At 72.8% G+C, this 25,509-nt stretch carries 21 protein-coding genes and 2 pseudogenes; 13 read left to right on the top strand and 10 right to left on the bottom strand.

The window, feature by feature from the left end; genetic code table 11:
- A partial coding sequence (locus tag J7I97_RS04930; protein WP_214931146.1) for a GNAT family N-acetyltransferase occupies window positions 1-438 on the bottom strand: 438 nt, incomplete at its 3' end.
- A gap of 63 nt (window positions 439-501) precedes the next feature.
- Window positions 502-2,343 carry an endonuclease/exonuclease/phosphatase family protein gene (locus tag J7I97_RS04925; RefSeq protein ID WP_214931145.1) on the bottom strand — a complete coding sequence of 614 codons (1,842 nt, stop codon included), beginning with the start codon at window positions 2,341-2,343 and terminating at the stop codon, window positions 502-504.
- A 319-nt stretch (window positions 2,344-2,662) separates the two neighbouring features.
- Between J7I97_RS04925 and J7I97_RS04920 the strand changes: the two genes are divergently transcribed.
- A complete protein-coding gene (locus J7I97_RS04920) occupies window positions 2,663-4,195 on the top strand; it encodes a hypothetical protein (protein ID WP_214931144.1) in 1,533 nt (510 codons plus the stop codon).
- 284 nt (window positions 4,196-4,479) lie between these two features.
- The gene (locus J7I97_RS04915; RefSeq protein ID WP_214931143.1) at window positions 4,480-5,919 is read left to right on the top strand and encodes an alkaline phosphatase PhoX; all 1,440 of its coding nucleotides are present in this window, start codon (window positions 4,480-4,482) and stop codon (window positions 5,917-5,919) included.
- Between the two features lie 124 nt (window positions 5,920-6,043).
- Here J7I97_RS04915 and J7I97_RS04910 read toward each other — a convergent pair whose 3' ends face one another.
- The 4 genes from J7I97_RS04910 to J7I97_RS04895 all read right to left on the bottom strand — a co-directional run bounded on the left by J7I97_RS04910 (window position 6,044) and on the right by J7I97_RS04895 (window position 9,441).
- Window positions 6,044-6,220, bottom strand: coding sequence for a hypothetical protein (locus tag J7I97_RS04910; RefSeq protein WP_214931142.1), 177 nt, complete (start codon window positions 6,218-6,220; stop codon window positions 6,044-6,046).
- A 102-nt stretch (window positions 6,221-6,322) separates the two neighbouring features.
- On the bottom strand, window positions 6,323-7,591 hold the full coding sequence (locus tag J7I97_RS04905) for a TerD family protein (RefSeq protein WP_214931141.1): 1,269 nt from the start codon (window positions 7,589-7,591) through the stop codon (window positions 6,323-6,325).
- Window positions 7,592-7,654: 63 nt separating this feature from the next.
- Window positions 7,655-7,876, bottom strand: a complete 222-nt coding sequence (locus J7I97_RS04900; protein ID WP_214931140.1) for a hypothetical protein — start codon at window positions 7,874-7,876, stop codon at window positions 7,655-7,657.
- Between the two features lie 41 nt (window positions 7,877-7,917).
- Window positions 7,918-9,441: an aldehyde dehydrogenase (NADP(+)) gene (locus J7I97_RS04895; protein ID WP_214931139.1), complete on the bottom strand. Its 1,524-nt coding sequence runs from the start codon at window positions 9,439-9,441 to the stop codon at window positions 7,918-7,920.
- A 171-nt stretch (window positions 9,442-9,612) separates the two neighbouring features.
- On the opposite strand from J7I97_RS04895, the gene J7I97_RS04890 reads away from it, so the two are divergent.
- From J7I97_RS04890 to J7I97_RS04855, 8 genes are all read left to right on the top strand, one after another.
- Window positions 9,613-10,494, top strand: coding sequence for an IclR family transcriptional regulator (locus J7I97_RS04890; RefSeq protein ID WP_251058486.1), 882 nt, complete (start codon window positions 9,613-9,615; stop codon window positions 10,492-10,494).
- Between the two features lie 126 nt (window positions 10,495-10,620).
- Complete coding sequence (locus J7I97_RS04885; RefSeq protein ID WP_251058485.1) at window positions 10,621-11,643, top strand: hypothetical protein; 1,023 nt, start codon at window positions 10,621-10,623, stop codon at window positions 11,641-11,643.
- A 15-nt stretch (window positions 11,644-11,658) separates the two neighbouring features.
- Window positions 11,659-13,122: a sensor histidine kinase gene (locus J7I97_RS04880; protein ID WP_214931138.1), complete on the top strand. Its 1,464-nt coding sequence runs from the start codon at window positions 11,659-11,661 to the stop codon at window positions 13,120-13,122.
- Window positions 13,119-13,829 carry a response regulator transcription factor gene (locus tag J7I97_RS04875; RefSeq protein WP_214931137.1) on the top strand — a complete coding sequence of 237 codons (711 nt, stop codon included), beginning with the start codon at window positions 13,119-13,121 and terminating at the stop codon, window positions 13,827-13,829. Before J7I97_RS04880 ends, J7I97_RS04875 begins: the two co-directional genes overlap by 4 nt.
- A gap of 62 nt (window positions 13,830-13,891) precedes the next feature.
- Window positions 13,892-15,340, top strand: coding sequence for a penicillin-binding protein 2 (locus J7I97_RS04870; RefSeq protein WP_214931136.1), 1,449 nt, complete (start codon window positions 13,892-13,894; stop codon window positions 15,338-15,340).
- Window positions 15,341-15,402: 62 nt separating this feature from the next.
- Complete coding sequence (locus J7I97_RS04865; protein WP_214931135.1) at window positions 15,403-15,945, top strand: GNAT family N-acetyltransferase; 543 nt, start codon at window positions 15,403-15,405, stop codon at window positions 15,943-15,945.
- A 34-nt stretch (window positions 15,946-15,979) separates the two neighbouring features.
- Complete coding sequence (locus tag J7I97_RS04860; protein WP_214931134.1) at window positions 15,980-16,183, top strand: antitoxin; 204 nt, start codon at window positions 15,980-15,982, stop codon at window positions 16,181-16,183.
- Between the two features lie 241 nt (window positions 16,184-16,424).
- A complete protein-coding gene (locus tag J7I97_RS04855; RefSeq protein ID WP_214931133.1) occupies window positions 16,425-17,483 on the top strand; it encodes an aminotransferase class V-fold PLP-dependent enzyme in 1,059 nt (352 codons plus the stop codon).
- A 362-nt stretch (window positions 17,484-17,845) separates the two neighbouring features.
- Here J7I97_RS04855 and J7I97_RS04850 read toward each other — a convergent pair.
- A pseudogene (locus J7I97_RS04850) lies at window positions 17,846-18,043 on the bottom strand (alanine--glyoxylate aminotransferase family protein); the annotation flags it as partial.
- A 64-nt stretch (window positions 18,044-18,107) separates the two neighbouring features.
- On the opposite strand from J7I97_RS04850, the gene J7I97_RS04845 reads away from it, so the two are divergent.
- Window positions 18,108-19,193: an amidohydrolase family protein gene (locus J7I97_RS04845; protein WP_214931132.1), complete on the top strand. Its 1,086-nt coding sequence runs from the start codon at window positions 18,108-18,110 to the stop codon at window positions 19,191-19,193.
- Window positions 19,194-19,499: 306 nt separating this feature from the next.
- Window positions 19,500-20,428 (top strand): annotated as a pseudogene (locus J7I97_RS04840) (SCO1860 family LAETG-anchored protein).
- Between the two features lie 90 nt (window positions 20,429-20,518).
- Here J7I97_RS04840 and J7I97_RS04835 read toward each other — a convergent pair.
- Entirely contained in the window at window positions 20,519-21,754 is a 1,236-nt protein-coding gene (locus J7I97_RS04835) for a CapA family protein (RefSeq protein WP_214931131.1), read from the bottom strand.
- Between the two features lie 147 nt (window positions 21,755-21,901).
- On the bottom strand, window positions 21,902-23,323 hold the full coding sequence (gene cobC / locus J7I97_RS04830; protein ID WP_308369399.1) for an Rv2231c family pyridoxal phosphate-dependent protein CobC: 1,422 nt from the start codon (window positions 23,321-23,323) through the stop codon (window positions 21,902-21,904).
- A gap of 89 nt (window positions 23,324-23,412) precedes the next feature.
- On the opposite strand from cobC, the gene J7I97_RS04825 reads away from it, so the two are divergent.
- Window positions 23,413-24,138, top strand: coding sequence for a ZIP family metal transporter (locus J7I97_RS04825; RefSeq protein WP_214931130.1), 726 nt, complete (start codon window positions 23,413-23,415; stop codon window positions 24,136-24,138).
- Window positions 24,139-24,140: 2 nt separating this feature from the next.
- On the opposite strand, the gene J7I97_RS04820 is transcribed toward J7I97_RS04825, so the two are convergent.
- Complete coding sequence (locus tag J7I97_RS04820; RefSeq protein WP_214931129.1) at window positions 24,141-25,508, bottom strand: cobyrinate a,c-diamide synthase; 1,368 nt, start codon at window positions 25,506-25,508, stop codon at window positions 24,141-24,143.
- Between the last annotated feature and the right edge of the window lies 1 nt (window position 25,509).

Genomic DNA, 25,509 nt, shown 5'->3' with positions numbered 1-25,509 from the left:
GATGACCAGAACGACAAGAGCCGTGTAAAGGGCGACTTTTACGCACGGTTCTGTGAGAGCCGAGGGGTGAGATCCCCCTCGGCTACTCGGCAGCTGCACGAGGCCGCAACCGCGTTCCCGGGCCCGTTCCACCGCCAGCCGCATCAGCTCCGCGCCCAGTCCGCTGCCCCGTCGGTCCGGGCGAATCCGTACCGTCTCCACCAGCGCCCGCTCCCGCCCGCCCTGGCCGAGCCCCGGGATGTACGTGAGCTGGAGGCAGCCCAGCACCTCTGCCTCCTCCACGAGGACCAGCATCTCGTTGCGGGCGTCGGCCTCGATCGCGGCGAAGGCCCGCTCGTGCGCGCCGGTCACGACCGCGGGCTCTCCGGCGTCGCCGTCGTCCGCCAGCAGGGCGAGTATCGCGGGCAGGTCCTCACGGGTTGCGGTGCGGAAGATCATGGCCAGAAGTGTGGCAGGGGGCCCGGCCTGGACGGCGGCCGGGCCCCCTGCGGTACGGGAGTGCTACGGGCGGAAGCGCAGCACCTGCGGGTCGTGGTCGCTGTTCTGGGCGGCGAACTCCGCGTTGATGTGCACGCTGTCGTACGTGAACTTCTTGATCGACGGGCTGGTCAGGATCTGGTCCAGCACCTGGGCGTTGCCCTGGTACACGTACGAGTACCGCTCCGCCTTCGGCAGGGACTTGACCGCCGAGTACAGCGCCCCGCCGTCCTCCAGCGCGTTCGATGTCGCCGAGAACTCGAAGTCGTTGATGTCGCCGACCGCGAGGACACTGGCGTTCTTGTCCGCCGCCAGCAGCTCCTTGACGAAGCCGTTCACGGCCTGCGCCTGGAGCAGCCGCTTGGCCTCCGACGAGCGCACCGGCGGCTGGTGGTGCGAGGTCAGGCCCTCGTCGCCGCCCTTGGAGCCGAAGTGGTTGGCGATCACGAAGACCGTGCGGCCGCGGAAGACGAACTCGCCGGCCAGCGGCTTGCGGCTGTCCTTCCACGCCGGGTTCGCCGGGTCGACGCGGCCGGGGGAGTGGGTGAGGGCCGCGTGGCCGTTCTCCGTCGTCACACCGGTCGCCGTCGCCGAGTCGCCCGCCGCGCGGTCGGTGAACGAGACCCGCTCCGGGTTGAAGAGGAACACCTGGCGGATGTTGCCGCCGGGCTCGCCGCCGTCCTTGTTGTTCTCCGGGTTGACGGTGCGCCACTGGTACGCCGGGCCGCCCGCGGCCGCGATGGCGGCCGTGAACTTCGTCAGCGTCTGCTCGGCCGAGACCGTGCCGTCGTTCTTCGCCCCGTTGTCGTCCTGGATCTCCTCCAGCGCCAGGATGTCCGGGTTGGCGAGGTTCTCGACGACCGCCTTCGCCAGGTTGTCGAACTTCTCCTGCGGGTCGCTCGGGTCGAGGTTCTCCACGTTGTACGTGGCCACCGCGAGCTCGCCCGGAGACTGCGCCTTGGTCTTCTCGGGGGCGAGGGTGCCCGCCGTGACCGTGCCGAGCGTGCGGGCCACCAGGGTGTAGCCGCCGAACTGGTTGAAGTCCAGCGGGCCTTCGGTGGTGCCGGTCAGCTTGTCGCCGACGTTGGCCACCGGGAAGGGCTGCTGCGCGAGGGGCGCCAGCTGCTGGATCTGCAGGCGGCCGGTGTTCTGGGACTCGTAGGAGCCGTAGATGGTGCCGCCGCGCTTGGCGGTGTGCTCCCAGCCCTTCACCGTGACCCACATCTCCGAGTACGGGTCGGTGGCGCCGACCACGCGGGAGCTGCCGATGCGGACGTTCATGCCCTCCAGGGACTCGTAGAAGTCCAGCGCGTAGCGCGAGGGGTCCAGGGTCAGGCCGTTGATGCTGCCGCCGGCGGCCGGGTCGCCGGCCGGGGCGTACTCGGCGGGGACCGAGTACTCGGTGATCTCGGTGGCCTCGGGCAGCGCGTTGCCGGAGGAGACCACGGTCACGACCGGCTTGGAGATCTGGGTGACCGACTGGTTGCCGGAGGAGACGCCGCCGGGGATGTACTCGCCGACCAGGCCGGAGACCTTGACCGCGTCGCCGACGGCGACGGTCGGGACCGAGCTGGTGAAGACGAACACGCCCTCGCTGGTGGCGTCGTTGTCGTCGGCGTCGGGGTCCTGGATCCAGAAACCGCGCGAGCCGTAGGTGCGCACGCCCGTCACGATGCCCTCGACGTCGGTGACCTGCTTGCCGCTGAGCGGGGATATCCGGGTGGTGCCCTGAATGTCGTGGATGCGTATCGGATCGGCGGACGCGACGCCTTCGGCCGCGTCGGCGGAGCCCGCCAGCAGGCCGGTGGCCAGGGCGGTGGCGACGAGGGCCGCGACGGCGGCGGAACGGGGATGCGAGGAGCGCATGGGCAGGAACTCCGGTGTGTGGATGGGGGGAAGGAAGGTATGGCGGTGCGGTGTGACGGTGGTGCGATGTGACGGGTGGTGTGGCGTGGGTGCCACCTGTGGCGCCCGATCTGCGGGAACTCGGGGTTCTTGATAGATCTACGCGCGTCAATTTCCTGCGTCACCGGCAAAGTTGTCAAGGCCTCCAGGAAATACGACAGCTGACTGTGGGATGAACCAAAGGTGATGGCCCGCCAGGGGCGCCCGAAATGCGTTTACTCTGGGTCGCCGTACGACCGCCGTACGACCGCCGCACCGCGTCCGCGAGGAGACCCACCCCATGTCCGCAGAGCCGCACCCCACGCTGCCGCCGGTACGGCTGCACTCCGATGCGGAACTGGCCCGCGACGCCCTAGTCGCCCCGCTGTTCTCCCGCGCCGTGCGCCTGGCCCGCTGGGCCGGACCCGACACCCGCGTCGCCGTCGGCGGTGAACTCGCCGCCGGGCAGCTGCCGGAGGCCGCCGCGGTGCTCGGGCTCGACGCCGCCGACGAGGACGGCCCGGCGCACGCGAGCCAGGCCTGGCGGGTCGCCGTGGACACCGGCCTGGTCGATGTCACGGAGCCCGACGAGGACGCGGAGCCCGCCGAGGGGGCGGCAGAGGGCGCGGCAGAGGGTGCGGGCGGCGACGCGGAGTACGGCACCGCCGCGCCCGGTGAGGACCTGGCTCTGCTGGCCGGCGGGGCGCCCGGCGACGTACTCGACCTGTGGCTGGCCGCCCTGGACACCGTGCTCGCGGACGCCTCCGTACCCGATCTGGACGACCTGGTCGACGCGCTGGACGCGGGCGGCGAGATCGACTTCGGCAAGCTCGGCTGGAACCCGCAGCGCGAGGCCGACTTCCTCGACGGGGTGCTCGCCAACCTCTACCTGCTCACCGTCGCCGAGGGTGGGGCGGGGGAAGGTGCGGTACCGCTGCCCGTGCTCGCCGCGTCGATGGTCGTACCGGAGGGGATGGGCGAGCCGACCGACGAGGTACTGGAGCGGGTCTCGGACGCGATGATGCGCCTCGACGACCAGTTCCGGCAGCTGGAGCCGATCGGACTGGTCGAGTTCCAGCCCGTCGACGAGGAGCTGATGGTCGAGGCCGACGACGAGGAGCTGTCGGCGGGCTTCCAGGCGGGCTCCGCGGCCGGACCTGACGACGAGGAGGACGTGTCCCGGTACGGGATGGTCCGCTTGACCCCGCTCGGCCTGTACGGGATCCGCGCCCGGATGCTGGAAGCCGGAGTCGAGGCCCCCGCCATCGGGGAGCTGGCCGACAAGGGCGCGAACGTACTGCTTGACACGGTCTCCCACTATCCGGAGGCCGCGGCGCAGGGCGAGATGGAGCAGTGGCTGGCCGGCCGGGACCTGCCGGCCGCGGTCGCCGAACTGCTTGCCGCGGCCCGCGGTGACGACGAGGGCGCGCCGCTGCGCCGGCTGCGCTGCCAGCAGGCCCTCGCGCCCGCCGGGCCGGAGGCCGAGCCGGCGGTCCGCGCGGTGCTGGACGACGCCGAGCTGGGCGGGCTCGCCCGGGTCTGGCTGGCTGAGCGCGGGGCGTCGGACGTGCCGGCGCCGGACCCGGAGATGGTGTTCTGGCTGACGGTCGACACGATCGCAGCGCAGCTCGCCGCGGACGGGGAGACGGAGGAACTGCCGCTCCTGATCGAGTCCCTTACGGCTCACCACTCCGGGTTCTTCGAGCAGGTGTGGCGGGTGGAGCACCCCGCGACGGCTTACGTGCTGGAGGCGATGGGGCGGCTGCACCCGGACAAGAAGGCGGCCAAGGAGGCTCGCAAGGCGGCCTTCAAGGCCCGCTCCAGGCAGTCCTGACGCCCTGCCTCACCTCCTAGCACCCGCCGCGCCTCCCGGCAGCCGCCGCGGGCAGAGGCGGTGGCGGTGGCGGGGCGGCGGCGGTGACGCCCTGCGGTGGCGGCCGACGGTCCGCGCGGGGGTGCACAACGAGCCGTTTCCCGACCCGGAGTTGGCCATTCCATCCACCGGCAAGGGGTCGGCTGCCCTTCGTGGGTAATTCAGCCGCCGTTCACGTGCGGGCGGGAGCGTGTGCGCCGACGACCGCACGACAGGCGCACCACCTCCCCACCCCTGGAGCCCAGATGCCGCTCAGCCGTAGAGACTTCACCGCCCGCACCGTCATCGCAGGTGCGGGAGTCGCACTCACCGGGACGGTCGGCGCACTCGCCACCGCCCCGGGAGCGCTGGCGGCCGACGACAGCACCCTGCGCGACGAGCACGGCCGGCCCTGTGAGCCCGGCTACGGCCCGCTGTGTCCCGACCCGGCCGGACTGCTGGCCCTCCCCGCCGGATTCACGTACCGCGTGATCACCCACAGCGGTGTCACGAAGCTCGACTCCGGCGAGAGCACCCCGTCCAACCACGACGGCACGGCCGCCTTCGAGGGCCACCGCGGGGTCACCCTCCTCGTCAACAACCACGAGCTGAAGGGCCCGCGCGCGAACTGGGCGCACCCCGTCCCGCTCACCGAGGGCCTCGTCTACGACCCGGCCGCCGCCGGCGGCTGCACGGTCGTCGAGGTCCGCCGCGGCGGCGAGGTCGCCGAATGGGTCGGCATCGCCGGTACGTCGACCAACTGCGCGGGCGGCGCCACCCCCTGGGACACCTGGCTGACCTGCGAGGAGAACGAGGACCTCGCCGGCAAGAACGGCATGACCAAGGACCACGGCTACGTCTTCGAGGTCGACCCGCACGACCGCCGCGCCAACCGCGAGCCGAAGCCGATCAGGGCGTTCGGGCGGTACGCGCACGAGGCCGTCGTCATCGACCCGCGCCAGGGCCACGCGTACCTGACGGAGGACGCCTCCGGCCCCAACGGACTGCTCTACCGCTGGACCCCGCCGCAGGGCTTCCGGCACGGGCGCGGCAAGCTCCGCGACCTCGCCGCCGACGCGGGCGTGCTCGCGGCCCCCAAGTGCTTCGACAGTGCCGGCCAGTTCGTGGACGATCTCTCGCGGGCCACGAAGATCGGCACCGTGTACGGGGTCGACTGGGTGGAGGTGACGGACCGCGACGCGCGGACGATGCCGGTCCGCAAGCAGTTCGGTGCGGGCGCCGTGACGCGGGCGCGCAAGCTGGAGGGCATGTGGTGGGCCGACGGGGGCGCTTACTTCGTCTCCTCGTACGCCCGCGAGGAGAGCCCGGGCGCCGCGCACGACGGCCAGGTGTGGTTCTACGACCCCAAGCGTCGCACGGTCCGGCTGACCGTCCTCATCGGGGTGAACGCCGACCCGTCGGTTGACGGCGGCTTCGACGGCCCCGACAACATCACCGTGTCGCCCTACGGAGGCCTGATCATCGCCGAGGACGGCTCGGGGCTCCAGCACCTGTTCGGCGCGACCGAATCGGGCCGCACCTACCCGCTGGCGCGGAACGGGCTGAACATCGGGTCGGCCGAGGAGCCGGAGTACTCGGAGTTCACCGGGGTCTGCTTCTCCCCGGACGGGCGCACCCTGTACGCCAACATCCAGGACCCGGGCATCATGCTGGCCATCACCGGTCCCTGGCGGCGCGCCCACTGACCGCCGCCGGGTGGGCGTCGGCGGCCTACGCGGCGGCCGCCGGGCGAGGGCCTGGCGAGGGCTAGGCGAGGACCGGGTGAGGGCGGGCGGCCGCCGAGTGGCGGCCGTCGGGCCGTCTCCGCCGCTACTGGGCCGCGGAAACCTCCGCGCGGGAGGCCGCGGCCCACTCCTCGAGCAGGAACTCATACGCCTCGGAGGGCCACTCGTCGTCCACCCGGCTCTCGACCAGGTGCCGTATCGCCTCATTCGCCTCGGCGGCGGACGGGCGGGCCGGACCCGCGGGCTGGAGTGTCGTGTGCATGGGTTCAAGGCTACGGGCGGGCACTGACAGCCACCTCCCCATTAAGGGTGGAATGGCTCACCCGAAACGGAATTTGGTCGCTCCATGTGCCCGCCCACCTGCTCAGAGTGCCTGTGCCGCAGGCTTGACCATGCCGCGCACTGTGCGCGACTTCACAAACTCGCCCATGGCCGTCATCTCCCATTCGCCGGAAAACTGCTTGATCAACTTCGCCATCATCACGCCGGTCTGCGGCTCGGCGCCGGTGAGGTCGAAGCGCACCAGCTCCTCGCCGCTCGCCGCGTCGATCAGGCGGCAGTAGGCCTTCGCGACCTCGGTGAACTTCTGGCCGGAGAAGGAGTTGACCGTGAAGACCAGGCCGGTGGCCTCGGCCGGCAGCCGGCCGAGGTCCACGACGATCACCTCGTCGTCCCCGGCGCCGGCGCCGGTCAGGTTGTCCCCCGAGTGCTTGATGGCGCCGCCGAGGATCGACAGCTTGCCGAAGTAGCAGCTGTCGATGTGGTTGCGCTGCGGGCCGTACGCGATGACGGACGCGTCGAGGTCGATATCGCGGCCGCCGAACGCCGGCTCCCAGCCCAGACCCATCTTGACCTGGGAGAGCAGCGGGCGGCCGCCCTTGACCAGGGACACGGTCTGGTTCTTCTGGAGACTGACCCGGCCCTTGTCGAGGTTGATCTTCCCGGCGCCGGGAGGAGCCGCGGCGGGGGCCGCCGGGGGCATGGCCTGGGGCGCGGCCTGGGTGGGTGTCGTACCGCCGAGCCAGGGGGACACGGGGTAGGCGGCCGGCGCGGCGGCGGGCGGTGCAGGGGGCGCGGGCGGGACCGGCGGAGCGACCGGGGCCGCCGGGGCCGCGGCGGCCTGGGCCGGCTCCTCGTCCACGGAGACCCCGAAGTCGGTGGCGATGCCGGCGAGGCCGTTGGCGTACCCCTGGCCGACGGCGCGCACCTTCCACGCACCGCCGCGCTGGTAGACCTCGACGACGACGAGCGCGGTCTCGGAGCCGAGCCGGGGCGGGGTGAAGGTGGCGATCACCGCGCCGCCGTCCGCGTCGCGCACGGTGGCGGTGGGCTCGATGCCCTGGAAGGTCTGCCCGGCGGCGTCGGGGCTGGCGGTGACCACGATGCGCTCGATGCCCGGCGGCACCGCGCCGGTGTCCACGGTGATCGAGTCCGGCGCCGACCCGCCGCCGGACCGGTAGCTGACACCGGGCCCGGACGGCTGGTTGTAGAAGATGAAGTCGGCGTCGGAACGCACCTTGCCGTCAGCCGCGAGGAGCAGCCCCGATACGTCGAGCCGCACCGGGGCAGCCACATCCACCGTCACGCGGACGGTATTGAGCGGCAGATTGGAACCAGGGGTCATAGCGGTCATGCCGGGAGAACGACCAAGGGTGCTTTGCCGTTCCCTTACCCTCGCAAGAGATTTCGGGGGTGGTCAGCGCCGGTTGCGCGGGTGGTTCCTGGCCATCCGCTCATTGCCGAACTTGTAGGCGCCGGTCCAGCGGGCCATCACCAGCTGCGCGTCGCCGGCCTCCACCTCCGCCAGGAACTTCTCGGCCCGCCCGCCCCGCAGGGTGCCCGCGGCCCGGCCCTGGTGCGTGATGACCACGGTGCGGTCGCCCGACTGCTTGTACGAGAATCCCTGCGGCTTCGGCATGGCCGCAGCCTGCCCCGCCCGGGGCGGGGCAGGCAACGGGATTAGCCGCCCGTGACGCGGCGCGGCAGCCCCAGCGGGTTGGCCTCGCGCAGCTCTTCCGGAAGCAGCGGGTCCGGCACCGACTGGTAGGCCACCGGGCGCAGCCAGCGCTCGATCGCGGTCCCGCCGACCGAGGTGGAGTGCGAGGTGGCCGCGGGGTACGGGCCGCCGTGGTGCTGCGCAGGGGCCACCGCGACACCGGTCGGCCAGGAGTTGACCACGATCCGCCCGGCCAGGGCGGTGACCCGCTCTACCAGCTCCGCCGCCCCGGCATGGGCACCCTCGGCTTCGGTGGCCGACAGTTGGAGGGTGGCGCTCAAGTTCCCGGGAAGGCGGTCCAGCACGGCGGTCGCCTCGCGCTGGCCGACGTACCGTACGACCACGGTGACGGGGCCGAAGCACTCCTCCAGGAGCAGGTCGTACACCCCTTCATCGGCGAGGGCGGCGGCCGGCACGGTCAGGTAGCCCGCGCCGACGGTGTGGTCGCCGCCGGAGCCGGGGGTGACGGGCGCGTCGACGCCGGGCAGTGCGGCCCGCTCGTTCACCCCGGCGATGAAGTTCTCCCGCATCCGGTGGTCGAGCAGTACCCCCGGCTCGGTCTCCCCGAGCGCCTTGGTCAGCGCGCCGGTGAGCCGGTCGCCGTCCGCGCCCTCGGGGACCAGGACCAGGCCGGGCTTGACGCAGAACTGGCCGACGCCGAGGGTGACGGACCCCGCGAGCCCCGTACCGATCTCCTCGGCGCGCTCGGCGGCGGCCGCCGGGGTGACCACGACGGGGTTGAGGGAGCCGAGTTCACCGTGGAAGGGGATGGGCACGGGACGGGCGGCGGCCGCGTCGAACAGGGCGCGCCCGCCCCGGATGGAACCGGTGAATCCGGCGGCGGTCACCAGGGGGTGGCGGACCAGCTCCAGGCCGGCGTCGAACCCGTGGACCACGGTGACCACGTCGGCCGGCAGCCCGGCCGCGACGGCGGCCCGGCGCAGCAGCGAGGCGCACAGCTCGGAGGTGGCCGGGTGGTCGGGGTGCGCCTTGACGACCACCGGGCAGCCGGCGGCCAGTGCGCTCGCGGTGTCACCGCCGGGGACGGAGAAGGCGAGCGGGAAGTTGGAGGCGGCGTAGACCGCGACCACGCCCAGCGGCACCTTGTAGCGGCGCAGTTCGGGACGCGGCGGGGTGAGCGAGGGGTCGGCGCGGTCGATGCGGATGTCGAGGTAGGCCCCCTCGTCCACGGCGTCGGCGAAGGCACGCAGCTGGCCGGTGGTGCGGGCGAGCTCGCCGGTGAGGCGGCCCGGGCCGAGTGCGGTCTCGGCGTCCGCGGCCTCGATCACGTGGGCCGCGCTCTCGTCGAGCAGCTCGGCGGCCGCGCGCAGGAAGGCGGCGCGGGCGGTCCGGTCGGCGAGGGCGCCCCGGGCCGCGTGGGCCGCGCGTACGGCCTCGTCCACCTCCCGGGGTGTGGCCTCGACCGCAACCTGTTCGCGCTGCTTCCCGGTGCGGGGGTCCACACTCCAGACTGGTGTTGCTGCCATGGCGCACTGCCTCCTGGATCTACGCTGACCCGCACGGTGTTGTTCAGTATTCTGAACGCCGTTCTGGTGCATGAATGATCGCATCCACCAGGGACTCTATTTCCGCGTCTCACGGGTTGACAAGAGACCAGGGCCGGACAGTCCGCCACGGACAGAGGGGCACGAAGGCGAATGACGACAGGTGAGTCTGCGGAGCCGGGGTCTGAGCCGGGGCCGGGGCCGGGGCCGGGGTCTGGCCCGGGGCCGGAGGCGTCGGCCGGGTCGGAGGAGTCGGAGGCGTCGGCGGGGGCCGGTCCGGGAGCGCCCGCGGCCGTCAAGTCGGCGGTACGGACGGTCCTGTTGCTGGAGCACTTCGCGGCGCGGCCCGGGCTGCACAGCCTCGCCGACATCCAGAACGACCTCTCCCTGCCGAAGTCCAGCCTCTACATGCTGCTGCGGACACTGGTGAACCTCGGCTGGGTGGAGACGGACGCGACGGGGACGCGCTACGGCATCGGCGTACGCGCGCTGCTCGTCGGCAGCTCGTACATCGACGGGGACGAGGTGGTCGCGGCGGCCCGGCCCACCCTGGACCGGCTCTCAGACGACACGACGGAGACCATCCACCTGGCCCGGATGGACGGGACCAGCGTGGTCTACCTCGCCACCCGGCAGTCGCAGCACTACCTGCGGCCCTTCACCCGGGTCGGGCGGCGGCTGCCCGTGCACTCGACCGCGCTCGGCAAGGCACTGCTGGCCACGCACACGGACGACGAGGTACGCGAACTGCTGCCGCGGCGGCTGGAGGCGGTCACCGAGCACACCATCACCGACCGGGCGCGGCTCATCGAGGAGCTGGCGCTGGTGCGGGAGCAGGGCTACTCGGTGGACCGGGAGGAGAACACGCTCGGGCTGCGCTGCTTCGGGGTGGCGGTGCCGTACCGGACGCCGGCGCGGGACGCGGTGAGCTGCTCGGTGCCGGTGGCACGGCTGACGCAGGGGCACGAGCAGACGATCAAGGCGGCGCTGTTCGAGGCGCGGGACCGGCTGTCTGTGGTCACGCGGCGCATGTAGAGGCCGCGGAGGCAGGGCTTCCGCCGCATGTGAGGTGTGGGAGGCAGGGCTTCCTCCCCCGGGTGGGGGAGGCGGTTCACCTTCGTGGGGGAGGTGGCTGGGCGGCGCGCAGGCGACCGTTGAGTCATGAACACACGAGCGGCTCGGACGAGCGAAACGACGGCAGACGCGGCGCGGCCCTCGGCCCCGGGCCTGGGGGCCTCAGCCCCGGGCCTGGGAACCGGGCGGAAGGTCCTGCGTGCGGCGGCACTGGCCGCCACCGTTCCTTATCTGGCTCTCAAGTCCGCCTGGCTGGCGGGGAGCCGGATCGGTATACCGGACGGCAGCGTGCTGCTGGAGCCGGGAGTTTTCTTCACCGTGGCGAACGCCGTCACGCTGGTCATGGACGCCACCGTGATCGTGATCGTGCTGGCGCTCACCCGGCCGTGGGGCATGCGGGTGCCGGCCTGGCTGCTGACCGTCCCGGTCTTCATAGCCACCGGACTGCTCACCCCGATCCTCACCGGGTTCCCCGGCCAACTGCTCGTCAAGGCACTGGGAATGGGGGCCGGCGAGGCCGTGAAGGCGGCTCAGAAGCCCTTCCTCGACCCCTGGGTGTTCAGCGTCGTCTACAGCGGCTTCACGATCCAAGGACTCACCCTGGCCGGCCTGTTCGTGCCGTATGCGCGAGAGCGTTGGGGGTGGCGCTGGCAAGGGGTGCTGGGGGACCGGCTCCCGCCATCCACGGGGGTGGTGGCGGGAGCCACGGCCGCGGCGGGCGCGGCCGTGGGCGCGGTGTCTCTGTACTGGGCCTTCGGGGGCACGGCCGGTCTGAACGCCGAGCGGCTGGCGCTGTACTCCGCGGAGACGGGCGTGGTGAACGCCGCCCATGCGATGTGCGCGCTCCTGGCCGGCGCGGGGGCGCTGTTGCTGGCCCGGGGCGGGGCACGCCGGGCGTGGTGGCCGCTGGCCCTCGGGTGGATCGGCTCGTCCGCGACGCTGAGCTGGGGGATGTGGATGCTGACCGCCTCGCTGGGTTCGGCGTTCTCCCCGGACGAAGAGCCCACGAGCATGATCTTCCTGACCTACGCTGGCCAGATAATCACCGGACTGCTCGCGTTCGCGGTCCTCGTGCGGTTCCTCGGCTCACGCCGCCGCGCGGCGGCGTGAGGAGGGACGGACGGCATGAACGGGGGCGAGCGGGGCGGTGGGCGACTGCGCGGCGGGGCGCTGAACGGCCGGGGGGTGAGCAGCTCGGGACCGCATGGCGGAGGACTGGACGGCGGGGGACTGGGCGGCGCCAGGCGCGGCTCGGTGCGGGGCGCGCTCGGCGGGTTGCTGGGAGGTCGGGCCCGGCTGCGCTGGGTGCATCTGATACTCGGCGGGGCCCTGCTGATGCCGTACTTCCTGCTGGCCGAAGTGGTGGTCGGTGTCGCCGCCGGCGGGGTCAACACCCTCAACTCCTTCCCGCTGACGCTCGCTTCCTACGCGGCCGCCCTGCCCCTGGCCGCCGCCACCGCGGTGTTCGGGCTGGTCCGGCCGATGTCGGCGGCCGCCGTACGGGCCATGTGCGGGGTGCCGGGGGACCTGCTGGCCGAGGGGCCGGCCCGGTCGTGGGCGGCCCGGTGGCGGGCCTCCGCCTGGTGGACCCTGCACCTGGGGGTCGGCGCGTTGGTCAGCGGGATGAGCCTCGCGGTGCCGCCCATGGCACTGGTGCTGATCGCCCTGCCGTTCGTGAGTGCCCTGCGGAACACCCCGGTGGGGCTCGGCTGGTTCAGCACCGACACCCAGCCGTACGTGGCCAGCGGACTCGGGATCGGGCTGCTGGCCGGGCTGGTGCTGTGTGCCGCCGGGGCCGGTGCGCTGCTGGCCCGGCTGGCACCCGTACTGCTCGGGCCGACCGCGGCGGACCGGCTGGCCGCGGCCGAGGAGCGGGCCGCCGACCTGGCGGTGCGCAACCGGCTGGCCCGCGAACTGCACGACGCGGTGGGTCACGCGCTGAGCGCCGTCACCCTCCAGGCGGGCGCGGCCCGGCGGGTGCTGGACAGCGACCCCGGGTTCGTACGGGAGGCGCTGGCCGCGATCGAGGACACCACCCGGCGGACGGTGGGGGAGCTGGACGCCGTCCTGGGACTCCTGCGCGACGGGGACCCGGGCCGGGCCGACGCCCTCCCCGCGCCGACCCTCGCCGTGGACCTCGAAGGGCTGCTCGCCCGCACCAGGGCCGCCGGCACCGTCATCACCGCCCACCATGACCCGGGACCCGCCGGGGACTGGGCGCAACTCCCCGCCATCGCCTCCCGCGAGGCGTACCGGATCGTCCAGGAGGGCCTGACCAACGCCCTGCGCCACGGCGCGGGCCCGGTCACCCTGGAGATCGCCGTACGTGAGGCCAGCGAAGGCAGCGGGGGCGGCGAGGGTGGCAAAGGCAACGGACAACGTGAACTGGAGATCAGCATGACCAACCCGCCCGCAGTACCTGGAGACCCTGGTGTCCTCGGCGGCCGGGAACCCCGCACCACCGGGGGCCGCGGCCTGCACGGCGCCGCCGAGCGGGCCGCGCTGCTCGGCGGCCGCGTCGAGGCCGGCCCGCACGAAGGACAGTGGCGGCTGCTGGCCGTCCTCCCGCTCGGCGGGGGAACCCGATGAGCTCCGTGCCGCCGGTGCCCCCGGCGCCCCTAGTGCCCCCGGCACGCCGGCCGGCGCTGCGCATCGTCATCGCCGACGACGAGCGGATGGTCCGCACCGCTCTGCGGGTCATCCTTGAGGCCGAACCCGATCTGGAGGTCGTCGGAGAGGCGGCCTCCGGTGCCGAGGCCATCCCGCTCGTCCGTTCCCTCGCCCCGGACGTGGTGCTCATGGATGTCCGGATGCCCGAGATCGACGGCATCCGGGCCACCGAACAGATCCTCGCCACCATGGCCGAGCCGCCCCGGATCGTGGTCGTCACCACCTTCGAGAACGACGCCTACGTCTACGACGCGCTGCGCGCCGGCGCCTCCGGGTTCCTCCTCAAGCGGGCCGACCCCGACGAACTGATCGGCGCGGTCCGTCTCGTCGCCCGCGGGGACTCGCTGCTCTTCCCGGCCGCCGTCCGCGCCCTGGCCGCCGCCCACACCGCCGGAGCCCCGCCCGCTGCCCCCGCCTGGGCGGCCCGGCTCACCGACCGGGAGGCCGACGTACTGCGCCTGATGGCCACCGGACTGTCCAACCACGAGATGAGCGAGCGCCTCGGGGTCGGACCGCAGACGGTCAAGACGCATGTCGCCTCCGTCCTGGCCAAGACCGGCTCCCGCGACCGTACCCAGGCGGTCATCGCTGCCTACGAGGGAGGCTTCAACATGAAGAAAAGCTGAGAACCCGGCCACAATCGGGGCAGAGCGGAACGCCCGGGGCTGTTGAGGCGTCCTTCTGGAGGATGAACAAGACGATCAGGCGTGCGTCGGTCTTCTGTCTGCTCCTGGTGCTGGCCCTTTTGGTGCGGGTCACCTGGGTGCAGGCCTACCAAGGCCAGGCCCTCGCAGACGACAAGTACAACCGGCGGAACCTCATCGGGCAGTACGAGAACCCGCTGGGCAACATCATCGTGGGCGGGGACGCGATCACCGGCTCGACGAAGACGGGGGGCAAGGACTTCCAGTACAAGCGCACGTACACGGACGGCCCCCTGTACGCGCCGATCACCGGCTACAGCTCCCAGGCCTACGGCACGACCATGCTGGAGGGCGTCTACAAGGACATCCTCAACGGCTCCGACACCCGGCTCAAGACGATGATGGACGTCCTCACCAACAAGCGGGCCGCCCCGGGCAATGTGCTGACCACCATCGACAAGGGCGTGCAGAAGGCCGCATACGACGCGCTCCAGGGCAAGCAGGGTTCCGCCGTGGCCATCGACCCGGCGACCGGCGAGATCCTCGCCGTGGTGAACAACCCCTCGTACGACCCGGGCCGCATCACGGGCGCCAACGACGAGGAGGCCTGGAAGGAGCTCTCCGCCGACAAGGGCAAGGCCATGGAGAACGTGGCCCTGCGCAAGCCCCAGGCACCCGGCTCCACCTTCAAGCTGGTCACCCTCGCGGCGGCCATCGAGAACGGGCTGGTCACGAACCTCGACACGCCCACCGGCACCCCCGACCCGTACACGATCCCCGGCACCCGCACCCTGCTGCCCAGCGAGGCGGGCTCGGCGGCCTGCAACAACGCTTCGCCGCGCACCGCCCTGCGGCTGTCCTGCAACAACGTGTTCGCCGAGCTCGCTTCCAAGCTGGGCCAGGACAAGATGCTCAAGATGGCCGGGAAACTCGGCTTCAACGCGCAGATCGACACCCCGGTCCGCACCCAGCCGGCGAGCAAGTACCCGTCGAAGAAGATGTCCGTCGACCAGGTCGCGCAGACGGGTATCGGCCAGTTCGACGTCCAAGCGACCCCGCTCCAGATGGCGATGGTGACGGCGGCGATCGAGAACGGCGGCAAGCTCGTCGCCCCGCACATGGTCTCCGAGGTCACCGACGCCAACGGCAATGTGCTGGAGAGCTTCAAGGACCCGAAGTCCGAACAGGTCATGAACGAGCGGACCGCGTCCATGCTCCAGGACGCCATGCGGACGGTCGCCACCGAGGGTGGCGGCAAGCCCGCCCAGGTGGCGGGCGCCGAGGTGGGCGGCAAGACCGGCACCGCCCAGCGCGGTGTGAACAACAGCCTGTCGCCGCTCGCCTGGTTCACCTCGTACGGGAAGCTCGGCGGCAAGCAGATCGCGGTCGCCGTGGTGATCGAGAACTCGGACACCGACCGCTCCGAGATCGGCGGCGGCAAGCTGGCCGCACCCATCGCCCAGAAGATGATGGCGGCGTGGCTGAAGAACTAGCCGCTCGAACAGACGATTGGCGCGCCGGGAACCGACAGGGTTCCCGGCGCGTTCCTTTTCCCGTGATCAGGACCGCTCTCGCCACCGACCTCGACGCCATCGCCGCCCTGCACACCCGGGCCCGAGCCACCTACTACCGCGGCCGCGTCCCCGAGCAGGTCTACGGCGGTGCGGCCGAACTCGCGCGGACCCGCGAGGGCTGGTGCCGGGCCGTCGCCCGGGCCGGCGCCGGCGGCGGGGTGCTCTGCGCCGAGCAGGACGGCGAGCTCACCGGCGTCGCCGCCTTCCGCACCGCCGACGGCGAGACCACCCTCACCCAGCTCCATGTCGACCCGGACCACTGGCGCCGCGGCACCGGCGCCGCCCTGCACGCCGCCTGCCTCGACGCCTGGCGCCGCGCCGGGGTGGAGCGCGTCCGCCTGGAGGTCTACGAGCACAACCTGCGCGCCCAGGCCTTCTACGCCTCCCACGGCTGGCGCGTGGACCCGGCCGCGGTCCAGTCCGGCTCCCACCTCACACTCTGGCTGACCGTGGGCCCCACGGACTCCAACCGGGCACCTGCGGACGCTCCAGATGCGGACACTGGTCTTCGCGGAGAAGCTTGAACCGACAGGCATTCCGTAGAGAGGACGGCGGCCCATGTCCATGCTCGACAAGCTCAAAGGCCTGATTAAGGGACACCCTGACCAGGCCCGCCAAGGAGTCGAGAAGGCCGGAGATGCCTTCGACGCGAAGACTGGGGACAGGTACCAGAGCCAGGTCGACACGACACAGCAGAAGCTCAACGAGCAGATCGGCAAGGAGCCACCCCCCGCCGGGGAGAGCCGTCCGCCCCAGCACTGACAACAGTCCCCGTGCACAGCACGTAAGGCCGCCCCGGCATCGGCGGGGCGGCCTGGTGCACGGGCGCTCGGCCGGGTCGGTGGCGAGGTGCCGAATGAGGTGCCTGGCGCCGGACGGGGCCTGCGTGGTCCCGCAGGCCCGCAGGGCTAGCGACATTCCAGGCGCCCATAAGGAAACCTTGGGTAAGCCACGCATAATTAGGCAATGGACTTGGGGTCGTTCCTGGCGCACAGTTGAAGACATGGATCTTCCGCTCGCCGAAGCGACCCGTGCCGAGTTCACGCATTCCACCACCTACCTCAACACCGCCACCTGTGCGATCCTCCCGCGTTCCGCCGTCATCGCGGTACGGGAGCTGGCCGAAGCGGCCGGCGCCGGAATCCCGGCCGGATTCGGCGACTTCGACCGCGTCAACCGGGTCCGGGACGCCTTCGCCCGGCTGGTCGGGGTCGCCTCGCAGCGGGTGGCCGTCGGTTCGGCCGTGGCCACCCATGTCGGCCTCGTCGCGGCCTCGCTCCCGACCGGCGCCGAAGTGCTGTGCCCCGAGGGCGAGTTCGCCTCGGTGATCAACCCCTTCGTGGTGCGGGGCGACCTCAAGGTGCGCTTCGCCCCGCTGGAGTCGATGGCCGAGGCCGTCGGCGGGGACACCGCCCTGGTCGCGCTGAGCGTCGTTCAGTCCGCGGACGGCCGTACGGCGGACCTGGCCTCGGTGCGCGAGGCGGCGGCCGGGAGCGGGGCGCGGATGCTGGTGGACGCCACCCAGGCGGTGGGCTGGCTGCCCTTCGACGCGTCGCCGTACGCGTACACGGTCACGGCCGGCTACAAGTGGCTGCTCGGCTCGCGCGGGGCCTCGTACCTGACGGTCTCGGAGGAGGCCCAGGGCACGCTGACCCCGTTGCATGCCGGGTGGGTGGCGGCGGAGTCGATGTGGGATGCCACCTACGGGCCCATGCCGGAACTGGCCCACGGGGCGCGGAGGTTCGACGAATCCCCGGCCTTCCTCGCATACCACGCGGCCGCGGCCTCGCTGGACCTGCTGGAGCGGATCGGTATCGAGGCCATCCACGCCCACGACACCGCTCTGGCCGCCCGCTACCGGGCCGGCCTCGCCCGCCTCGGCCACGATCCGGTGCCGGGTGAGTCACCGATCGTCTCGGTCCCCGGCCTGGCCCACCGCCAGCCGGCCCTGCTCGCCGCCGGCATCGCCACCGCGGCCCGCGCGGGCGCCTTGCGCGCCTCGTTCCACCTCTACAACACCGAGGCGGACGTGGACCGCCTGCTGAACGCGCTGTCCGACTGACGCCGACCGGCCAGGTCGGGCCCGCCCGCCGGGACCCCGGGTCGGGGCCGCCTGCCGGTCCCGGCCGCCGGTCAGGCCAGGGCCGTTCGCCAGGCCAGGGCCGCTCACCAGGCCGGGGCCGCCGGTCAGGCCAGGGCCGTTCGCCAGGCCGGGGCCGCTCACCAGGCCGGGGCCGCCGGTCAGGCCGGGGCCGCTCGCCAGGCCGGGGCCGCCGGTCAGCCCAGGGCCGTTCGCCAGGCCGAGGCCGCCGCGACGAGGGACTCGGCCGGGTCCGACGAGAGGGCCGAGGCGAGGGCCGTCAGGGAGGACCGGACCGTCTCCATCGAAGCCGCCGTGCCGTAGTGGTTGACCCGGACCATCTCCTGAGCCAGCGGGCCACCGCTCAGTGCCGTCGAACCGGGCCGCGCCCCCGACCGGATGCACCCCTCAAGCGGCAGCAGCGCCTCGCCCTGGGTGATCACCACGTCCTGCCGGGTCCCGAGGAGGTCCGCGACCCCCCGCTCGATCGACGCGAAGCGCTCCGCGGTGAGCGGGGGGAGGTCCAGGAGGGGGTGGGTCACGGCGGTGCTCTCTTCGTCAGGGGCTACCGGGAGAGCGTAGTGAGCACGCACGTACAGTGCCGACATGAGCGATGTGCTGCACGTGAAGGGGCGGGTGCTCGTCGGGCCCCACGAGGTCCGCGACGAGCTCTGGGTGGTCGGCGGCCGGATCTCCTACGAGCGCCCCCACGCCGCCCGCGAGATCACCACGGTGACCGGCTGGGCCCTGCCCGGTCTGGTCGACGCCCACTGTCACGTGGGACTCGACGCCCACGGCCCGGTCGACGCCGGGACCGCCGAACGGCAGGCGCTCACCGACCGCGACGCCGGAACCCTCCTCATCCGCGACGCCGGATCCCCCTCCGACACCCGCTGGATCGACGACCGCGAAGACCTGCCGAAGATCATCCGGGCGGGCAGGCACATCGCCCGCACCCGCCGCTACATCCGCAACTACGCCCACGAGATCGAGCCCGCCGACCTGGTGGCCTACGTCGCCCGCGAGGCGGTGCGCGGCGACGGCTGGGTCAAGCTGGTCGGCGACTGGCTCGACCGCGACGCCGGCGACCTGACGGCCTGCTGGCCGCGCGCCGAGGTCGAGGCGGCCATCACCGAGGCCCACCGGCTGGGCGCCCGGGTCACCGCGCACTGCTTCGCCGAGGACTCGCTGCGCGACCTGGTCGAGGCGGGCATCGACTGCATCGAGCACGCCACCGGGCTCACGGAGGACACCATCCCGCTGTTCGCGGAGCACGGGGTCGCGATCGTCCCCACGCTCGTGAACATCGCCACCTTCCCGAAGCTGGCCGCGGGCGGCGAGGCCAAGTTCCCCGGCTGGTCGGCGCACATGCGGCGGCTCCACGAGCGCCGCTACGACACGGTCCGCGCGGCCTACGACGCGGGCATCCAGGTGTACGTCGGCACGGACGCGGGCGGTTCCCTGCCCCACGGGCTGGTCGCCGCCGAGGTGGCGGAGCTGGTGAAGGCCGGGATCCCGGCGCTGGACGCCCTCTCGGCGACCGCCTGGGCGGCGCGCGAGTGGCTCGGCAGGCCCGGGCTGACCGAGGGGGCGCCGGCCGACCTGGTGGTCTACGGCACCGACCCGCGGGCCGACGTGGGCACCCTCGCGCAGCCGCTCCGGGTGGTCGTGAACGGCAAGGTCCGCGGATAGGCAACCGGGTAGCGGAGTTGACGCGGCTTGACACCGCAGCCGTGACATCGGAGCCCGGACGGTCGTTGTGCATGCCCGCTCCGGGGCCGGTCGCCGTGAAGCCTGCGACCGGTGAGAACTCGCGTTCCTCATGAGGCGCGAGGAATCGAAAACGCGCGCGGAAACAACCCTTTGGGGTGAACTCACGCCAGGTGTCCGCCCGTTCACCCACAGTGCGTAAAGATTCCGAGGGTCGAAGCCGTCGGCGCGCGCAATGTCCCCCATTGGCGGCGCGACGGCACCCATCTCCCTGGGGGTTCCACCGCCTTGAACAGCAACACCTTCCGCATGCCCGCGGCCGTTCTGCTCGCCACGGGAGCGGTAGCCCTGCTCACCGCTCCGCCCGCCTTCGCCACGGAAGGCGGCTCCACCGCGAGCGAGGGCAAGGCCGGCGCCGTCGTCCTGCGCGCGGGCCTGGACGTGGGCCTGCTCAACAAGACCGTGCACGTCCCGCTGAAGGCCACCCTCAACGAGGTCAGCGCCCCGGCGACAGCCGAGAAGACGGCACTGACCGTGACCCTGGACGGAGCCGAGGAGGGAAAGCCGGTGAGCGTGCTGCGCGCCGACGTGGCCACCTCCAAGGCGACCGCCGACAAGCACCGCGCCCAGGCGGAGGTGAACCTGGCAACGCCAAGGTGCACGTGCCCGGGCTGCCGCTGCTCTCCCTGGTCCAGGTCGAGAGCGTGACCTCCAAGGCCGTGTGCGAGGCGGGCAGGAAGCCCGTGGCCACCTCGAACGTCCTCGGGGCGGTCACCGTGCTCGACAAGAAGGTCACACTGACGGCCGGCGGACCGACCAAGGTCGAGGTGCCCAAGATCGGCCTGGTCAGCCTGGAGCTGTCCGGTACGGAGACCACCTCCCGCACGGCCGCCGCGGCCGCGCTCCGGCTCAAGGTGTCGGTGAACCCGCTGGACCTGAACGTGGCGCAGGTCGAGGGGGAGGTCGTCCTCGCCGAGGCGCACTGCGAGGCCCCGGCGGGACCGGCGCCGAGCCCCTCCGCGAAGCCCGACGGCGGCTACCCCGACATCAAGGCGCAGACGGGGGCCTCCGGGACCGGGTCCGCCCTTACCACCGACGCCAACCTGGCCGAGACCGGCGGCGGTTCGATGACCCCGTACGTTGCTGGCGGCGCACTGGTCCTGCTCGGGATCGGCGCGGGCGCGCTGGTCCTCACCCGGCGCGGCCGCGCCTCGTAGGGCGGGCGGGACCCGGCCTCGTAGTGCGGGCGGGACCTGGCTTCGTAGGGCGGGCGGAACCCGGCCCCGTAGGGCGGGCGGGGCAACCCCTCAGCGGGCGGCGTGCTCCAGGCCCTGGTCGCCGGCGCCGCGCGACATCACAGCCGTGCTGACCTGCTTGTCGATGGCGGCGTACTCCTTCTGCTTGGCGGCGCCGATGGTGCTGTCGCCGGGAGCGCAGGAGGCGCACACGACGCGGAACGGCGGCCCCATGTCCGAGTACTGCGTGAGATATTCGGCCTTCACGACCTCCCAGCGGCCCGCATGCGCCGCCGCCGGGGCGAAGGTGAAGCGGGGGATGGAGGACTGGTTGCCGCGCAGTTTGTCGGCCGGTACGAAGCTGGCGACCTGGTCGCCCATGCCGAAGACCACCCAGGTGCCGTTGATCTTCTCGTAGGGCTGCGGCACGTGGTTGTGCGTGCCGATGATCAGATCGATGTCGGGGAGTCCGTCCGTCCCCTTCGAGGCGGTCAGCGACTGTGCCAGCTCACGTTGCTGCTGGTCGGGCGCTGTCTGCCACTCCGTGCCCCAGTGGACGCTGAGTACGACGACGTTCGCGCCGGCCGCCCGGGCCGCGCGGGCGTCGTCGATGATCCGCTTCTGGTCGATCAGATTGACGGACCAGGGCTTGCCCTCGGGGAGCGGAATGCCGTTGGTGCCGTAGGTGTACGACAGCTGGGCGATCTTGGCCCCGCCCGCGGTCAGCTGGGCGGGGACCTTCGCCTCGTCGGCGCTGCGGGCGGAGCCCACGTGCTTGACGCCCACCCGGTCGAGGTGGTCGAGCGTGCGGGCGAGACCTGCGTATCCGGCGTCGAGCGTGTGGTTCGAGGCGGTCGAGCAGGACTCGTAGCCGGTGTCCTTGAGGGCGTCGGCCAGCTCGTGCGGAGCCTTGAAGGTCGGGTAGCCGGTGTAGGGCCCGCCCGGCTCTCCGTACGGTATCTCGTGGTGGCATATCGCCACGTCGGCGGCGGAGACGATGGGCTTGACGCCCGCGAGTATCTTGCGGAAGTCGTGTCCCTTGCCGCCGGCGTCGGTGGCCGAGCGCTCGATGATCGACGGGTACGGGATGATGTCGCCGGTCGCCATCAGGGTGAACGGCTTCCCGTCGGATGCGGCGCCGCCCGGCGCGGTCCCCGGCTTGGTGCCCGGCTTGGTCCCCGGTTTCGCCTGGAGCCGCTGCTCGCTCGGCGCGGCGCCGTCGTCGAGCAGCTTCGGCGCGGCGTACACCCCGCCGGCGACGACCGCCAGCCCCGCCACCGCCGCCGCTATCTTGGCCGTTGGCTTCATTTGTTGTCCCCCTGACCTCTGCTTTCGTGCTGGGCCACTGTCGCACGCCTGTTCCCCGCCCGCAGGCAGCGAACCGCCATTCGGGTCACGTCGCGCGCGGGGTCAGGGACGGAGGCCCGCCCGGCCTGCTGTCAGGTCGGCCCCCCGTCAGAGGGCGGCCAGCGCAAGGGCGTGGTCCAGGGCCTGGAGCAGCCGGCCCGTCGTCGCCCGGTCGCGGACCGCCAGCCGGAGCCAGGCGTGGTCCAGCCCCGGGAAGGTGTCCCCGCGGCGCACGGCGAAACCGAGCGCGCGCAGCCGGGTCCGCACCTCCGCGGCGCCGGCCACCCGGATCAGCACGAACGGCCCCTCCGCCACCCCCGTCACCGTGATCTCGTCGAACTCCGCGAGCCCGGCGAGCAGATGGGCCCGGTCCACCGCGATCTGCCGCGCGGCCGCCTCCGCCTCCGCCAGCGCCGCCGGTGTCACGCAGGCCTCGGCCGCGACCAGCGCCGGGCTCGACACCGGCCACAGCGGCTGCGCCGCCGAGAGTTTGGCGATCACCTGCGGCTCCGCCAGCACATAGCCGATCCGCAGCCCCGCCAGCCCCCATGTCTTCGTCAGGCTCCGCAGTACGACCAGGCCCGGCAGGTCCACCCGCCCGGCGAGGGCCTCGCGTTCACCCGGGACCGCGTCCATGAACGCCTCGTCCACCACCAGGATCCGGCCCGGCCGGGCCAGCGCCGCCAGGGTCGCCGCCGGGTGCAGCACGGACGTCGGGTTGGTCGGGTTCCCGACCACCACCAGGTCCGCGTCCTCCGGTATCGCCGCCGGGTCCAGCCGGAACCCGTCCGCCGCCCGCAGCAGTACGCGCTCCACCTGGTGCCCGGCGTCCCGCAGCGCCGCCTCCGGCTCCGTGAACTGCGGGTGCACCACCACCGGGCGTACGGCGCCCAGGGCGCGCGCGATCAGGACGAACGCCTCCGCCGCCCCGGCCGTCAGCAGCACCCGCTCGACCGGCAGGCCGTGCCGGGCCGCCACGGCCGCGCGGGCCGCCCGGCCGTCCGGGTAGGCGGCGAGATCCCCGAGAGAGGCGGCGATCCGCTGCTTGAGCCAGTCCGGAGGGGTGTCCGCCCGTACGTTCACCGCCAGGTCCACCAGCGCGCCGCCGGTGTCCACCACCTCCGCGTCCCCGTGATGGCGCAGGTCGTGCGCCTGCACCGTGGCCACCGCGCAGGTCGCCGCCACCGACCGGCGCTTGGGTACGAGGAGCTCCCCGCCGCCGGCGAGCGCCGCGGCCTCCGCCACCGAGGAGGTGCCGGCGGCGTCCCGTACGGCGTCCGAGGGGTGGGGCACGGAGATGCCGGCCAGCTTCTCGGCGGGGTAGCCGATCAGGGGTACGCCGAAACGTTCCGCCGCGCCCGCGATCCCCGGCTCCGGCAGCTTCGACTCCACTGTGGCCAGCGCCGTCACAGCGTCGGAGGCCAGCCCGGCCCCCCGCAGCGTCTCCTCGACCAAGGCGCACACCTCGGCCACGGAAACCCCCGCGCGTCCCCCGACCCCGACCACCAGCCGCGTCGCGTACTCGCCCACCGCGTTCACCCTTCCCTCGTCAACACTTCGTGGTCCGCCACCCACGCGCGGACGTGCGCGCGCGGCCGACAGTCGGTATTCAGGGGCACATGGCCGTGATCGTGGCGTTGGGCGCGTTCCTGATGACCCTGGCGGGCGGGTGGACGGCGCAACGCGTCACCGACCGCCGCCACCTCGTGCTGGGGCTGGCCGGTGGGCTGATGCTCGGCGTGGTCGGCCTCGACCTGCTCCCGGAGGCGATGCACGCCGCGGGCGAGGAGGTCTTCGGCGTCCCGCTCGCCCTGCTGCTGTTCGTGACCGGATTCCTGATCGCGCACGTCGCGGAACGCCTGCTGGCGGTACGTCAGGCCGCGCACGGCGCCGAGAACGGCGCCCGCGTCCCCCAGGTCGGCCTGACGGCCGCCGCCGCGATGGTCGGCCACAGCCTCGCCGACGGGGTGGCCCTGGGTGCCGCCTTCCAGGTCGGCGGCGGGATGGGCGTGGCCGTGGCGCTGGCCGTCATCACCCACGACTTCGCCGACGGGTTCAACACGTACACGCTCACCAGCCTGTACGGGAACGCCCGCCGGAAGGCCCAGATGATGCTGTTCGCGGACGCGGTGGCTCCGGTGGTGGGCGCGGCGTCCACTCTGCTGTTCACCCTTCCGGAGGAACCGCTGGGGGCGTACCTCGGGTTCTTCGGCGGCGTCCTGCTGTACCTGGCCGCCGCCGAGATCCTGCCCGAGGCGCACCACAAGCACCCCGCCCTGTCCACGCTGATGTGCACGGTGGGCGGGGTGGCCGGGATCTGGCTCGTGGTCGGCCTCGCGGACTGAACTCACTGCCGTGCTGCCGCGGCTTCCGTGAAGCGGCGGGCGACGGACGGCTCCGCCGCCCAGTGGGTGTGCAGGTAGCTGGCGTGCACACCCTGCTGTACGAAGCCCTCGACGCGGCGTTCGGGATGCGTGAACCCCCACGCCGGGGCGGCTCCGGCGCCGGGCTCGATCACCGTCCGGTGGAACTCGTGCCCCCGCAGCCGGGTACCGGCGACGGAGAGCGCGCTGTCGGACACCGCCACCGCCTCGCGGTATCCGAGCGTGAGCCGCTCCGACATCCGCGCGTCGGCATCGAGTACCCCGCACATCGGCTTCCCGTCCAGTGACCGGGCGAGGTACAACAGCCCGGCGCACTCGGCGGCGACCGGCCCGCCGCCCGCGGCGAAGGCGGCGACGGCCTTGCGGAGCGGCTCGTTGGCGGACAGCTCCGGGGCGTACACCTCGGGGAACCCCCCGCCGATCACCAGGCCGGTGGTGCCGGTGGGGAGCGCCTCGTCCCGGAGGGGGTCGAAGGTGACGACCTCCGCCCCGGCGGCCGTGAGCAACTCCGCGTGCTCGGCGTACGAAAACGTGAACGCGGCCCCACCGGCGACGGCGATCACGGGCCGGACGCCGCCGGCGGGGGCTGGGCGGGGGAGAAGAGCCTGCTCGGGAGACCAGGCCTCGCAGGCCAGGGCGGGCGCGGAACGGGCGAGGGCGAGCAGGGCCTCCAGATCGCACCCGGCCCGGACCTGTTCGGCCAGGGCCGCGACGGAGGACACGGCGTCCGTGCGCCGCTCGGCAACCGGCACGAGCCCCAAGTGCCGCGACGGCGCAGCCACCTGCGGAGCCCTCCGCAGGACACCGAGCACCGGCATCCCGGCTTCCTCCAGCGCCTCCCGCAGCATCACCTCGTGCCGGTCGGAGCCGACCTTGTTCAGGATCACGCCCCCCAGCCGCACCTGCGGGTCGAAGGACGCGAAACCGTGCACCAGCGCCGCCACCGACCGTGACTGCGAGGACGCGTCGACGACCAGCACCACCGGCGCCCGCAGCAGCTTCGCGACCTGCGCCGTCGACGCGAGCTCACCCCGCCCCGCGGCCCCGTCGTAGAGCCCCATGACGCCCTCGACCACCGCCAGATCGCACCCCGCCGCCCCGTGCGCGAACAGCGGAGCGACCAGCTCCGGCCCGCACATGAAGGCGTCCAGGTTCCGTCCCGGCCGCCCGGTGGCCAGCGCGTGGTAGCCGGGGTCGATGTAGTCGGGCCCGGCCTTGTGCGGGGACACGGCGAGGCCGCGCTCCGCGAAGGCCGCCATCAGGCCCGTCGCCACGGTGGTCTTGCCGCTGCCGGAGGACGGCGCGGCGATGACCAGGCGGGGCACGTTCACA

This window comes from Streptomyces sp. ISL-87 (genome assembly GCF_018614095.1).
Taxonomy (GTDB): Bacteria; Actinomycetota; Actinomycetes; order Streptomycetales; family Streptomycetaceae; genus Streptomyces.
Note: the sequence above shows the minus strand (reverse complement) of the source record. Positions and strands in the feature narration are given on the sequence as shown.

Coding starts and splice junctions, on each gene's coding strand:
- J7I97_RS04925 (WP_214931145.1), bottom strand. CDS start 2,343: ATGCGCTCCTCGCATCCCCGTTCCGCCGCCGTCGCGGCCCTCGTCGCC.
- J7I97_RS04920 (WP_214931144.1), top strand. CDS start 2,663: ATGTCCGCAGAGCCGCACCCCACGCTGCCGCCGGTACGGCTGCACTCC.
- J7I97_RS04915 (WP_214931143.1), top strand. CDS start 4,480: ATGCCGCTCAGCCGTAGAGACTTCACCGCCCGCACCGTCATCGCAGGT.
- J7I97_RS04910 (WP_214931142.1), bottom strand. CDS start 6,220: ATGCACACGACACTCCAGCCCGCGGGTCCGGCCCGCCCGTCCGCCGCC.
- J7I97_RS04905 (WP_214931141.1), bottom strand. CDS start 7,591: ATGACCGCTATGACCCCTGGTTCCAATCTGCCGCTCAATACCGTCCGC.
- J7I97_RS04900 (WP_214931140.1), bottom strand. CDS start 7,876: ATGCCGAAGCCGCAGGGATTCTCGTACAAGCAGTCGGGCGACCGCACC.
- J7I97_RS04895 (WP_214931139.1), bottom strand. CDS start 9,441: ATGGCAGCAACACCAGTCTGGAGTGTGGACCCCCGCACCGGGAAGCAG.
- J7I97_RS04890 (WP_251058486.1), top strand. CDS start 9,613: ATGACGACAGGTGAGTCTGCGGAGCCGGGGTCTGAGCCGGGGCCGGGG.
- J7I97_RS04885 (WP_251058485.1), top strand. CDS start 10,621: ATGAACACACGAGCGGCTCGGACGAGCGAAACGACGGCAGACGCGGCG.
- J7I97_RS04880 (WP_214931138.1), top strand. CDS start 11,659: ATGAACGGGGGCGAGCGGGGCGGTGGGCGACTGCGCGGCGGGGCGCTG.
- J7I97_RS04875 (WP_214931137.1), top strand. CDS start 13,119: ATGAGCTCCGTGCCGCCGGTGCCCCCGGCGCCCCTAGTGCCCCCGGCA.
- J7I97_RS04870 (WP_214931136.1), top strand. CDS start 13,892: ATGAACAAGACGATCAGGCGTGCGTCGGTCTTCTGTCTGCTCCTGGTG.
- J7I97_RS04860 (WP_214931134.1), top strand. CDS start 15,980: ATGTCCATGCTCGACAAGCTCAAAGGCCTGATTAAGGGACACCCTGAC.
- J7I97_RS04855 (WP_214931133.1), top strand. CDS start 16,425: ATGGATCTTCCGCTCGCCGAAGCGACCCGTGCCGAGTTCACGCATTCC.
- J7I97_RS04845 (WP_214931132.1), top strand. CDS start 18,108: ATGAGCGATGTGCTGCACGTGAAGGGGCGGGTGCTCGTCGGGCCCCAC.
- J7I97_RS04835 (WP_214931131.1), bottom strand. CDS start 21,754: ATGAAGCCAACGGCCAAGATAGCGGCGGCGGTGGCGGGGCTGGCGGTC.
- J7I97_RS04825 (WP_214931130.1), top strand. CDS start 23,413: ATGGCCGTGATCGTGGCGTTGGGCGCGTTCCTGATGACCCTGGCGGGC.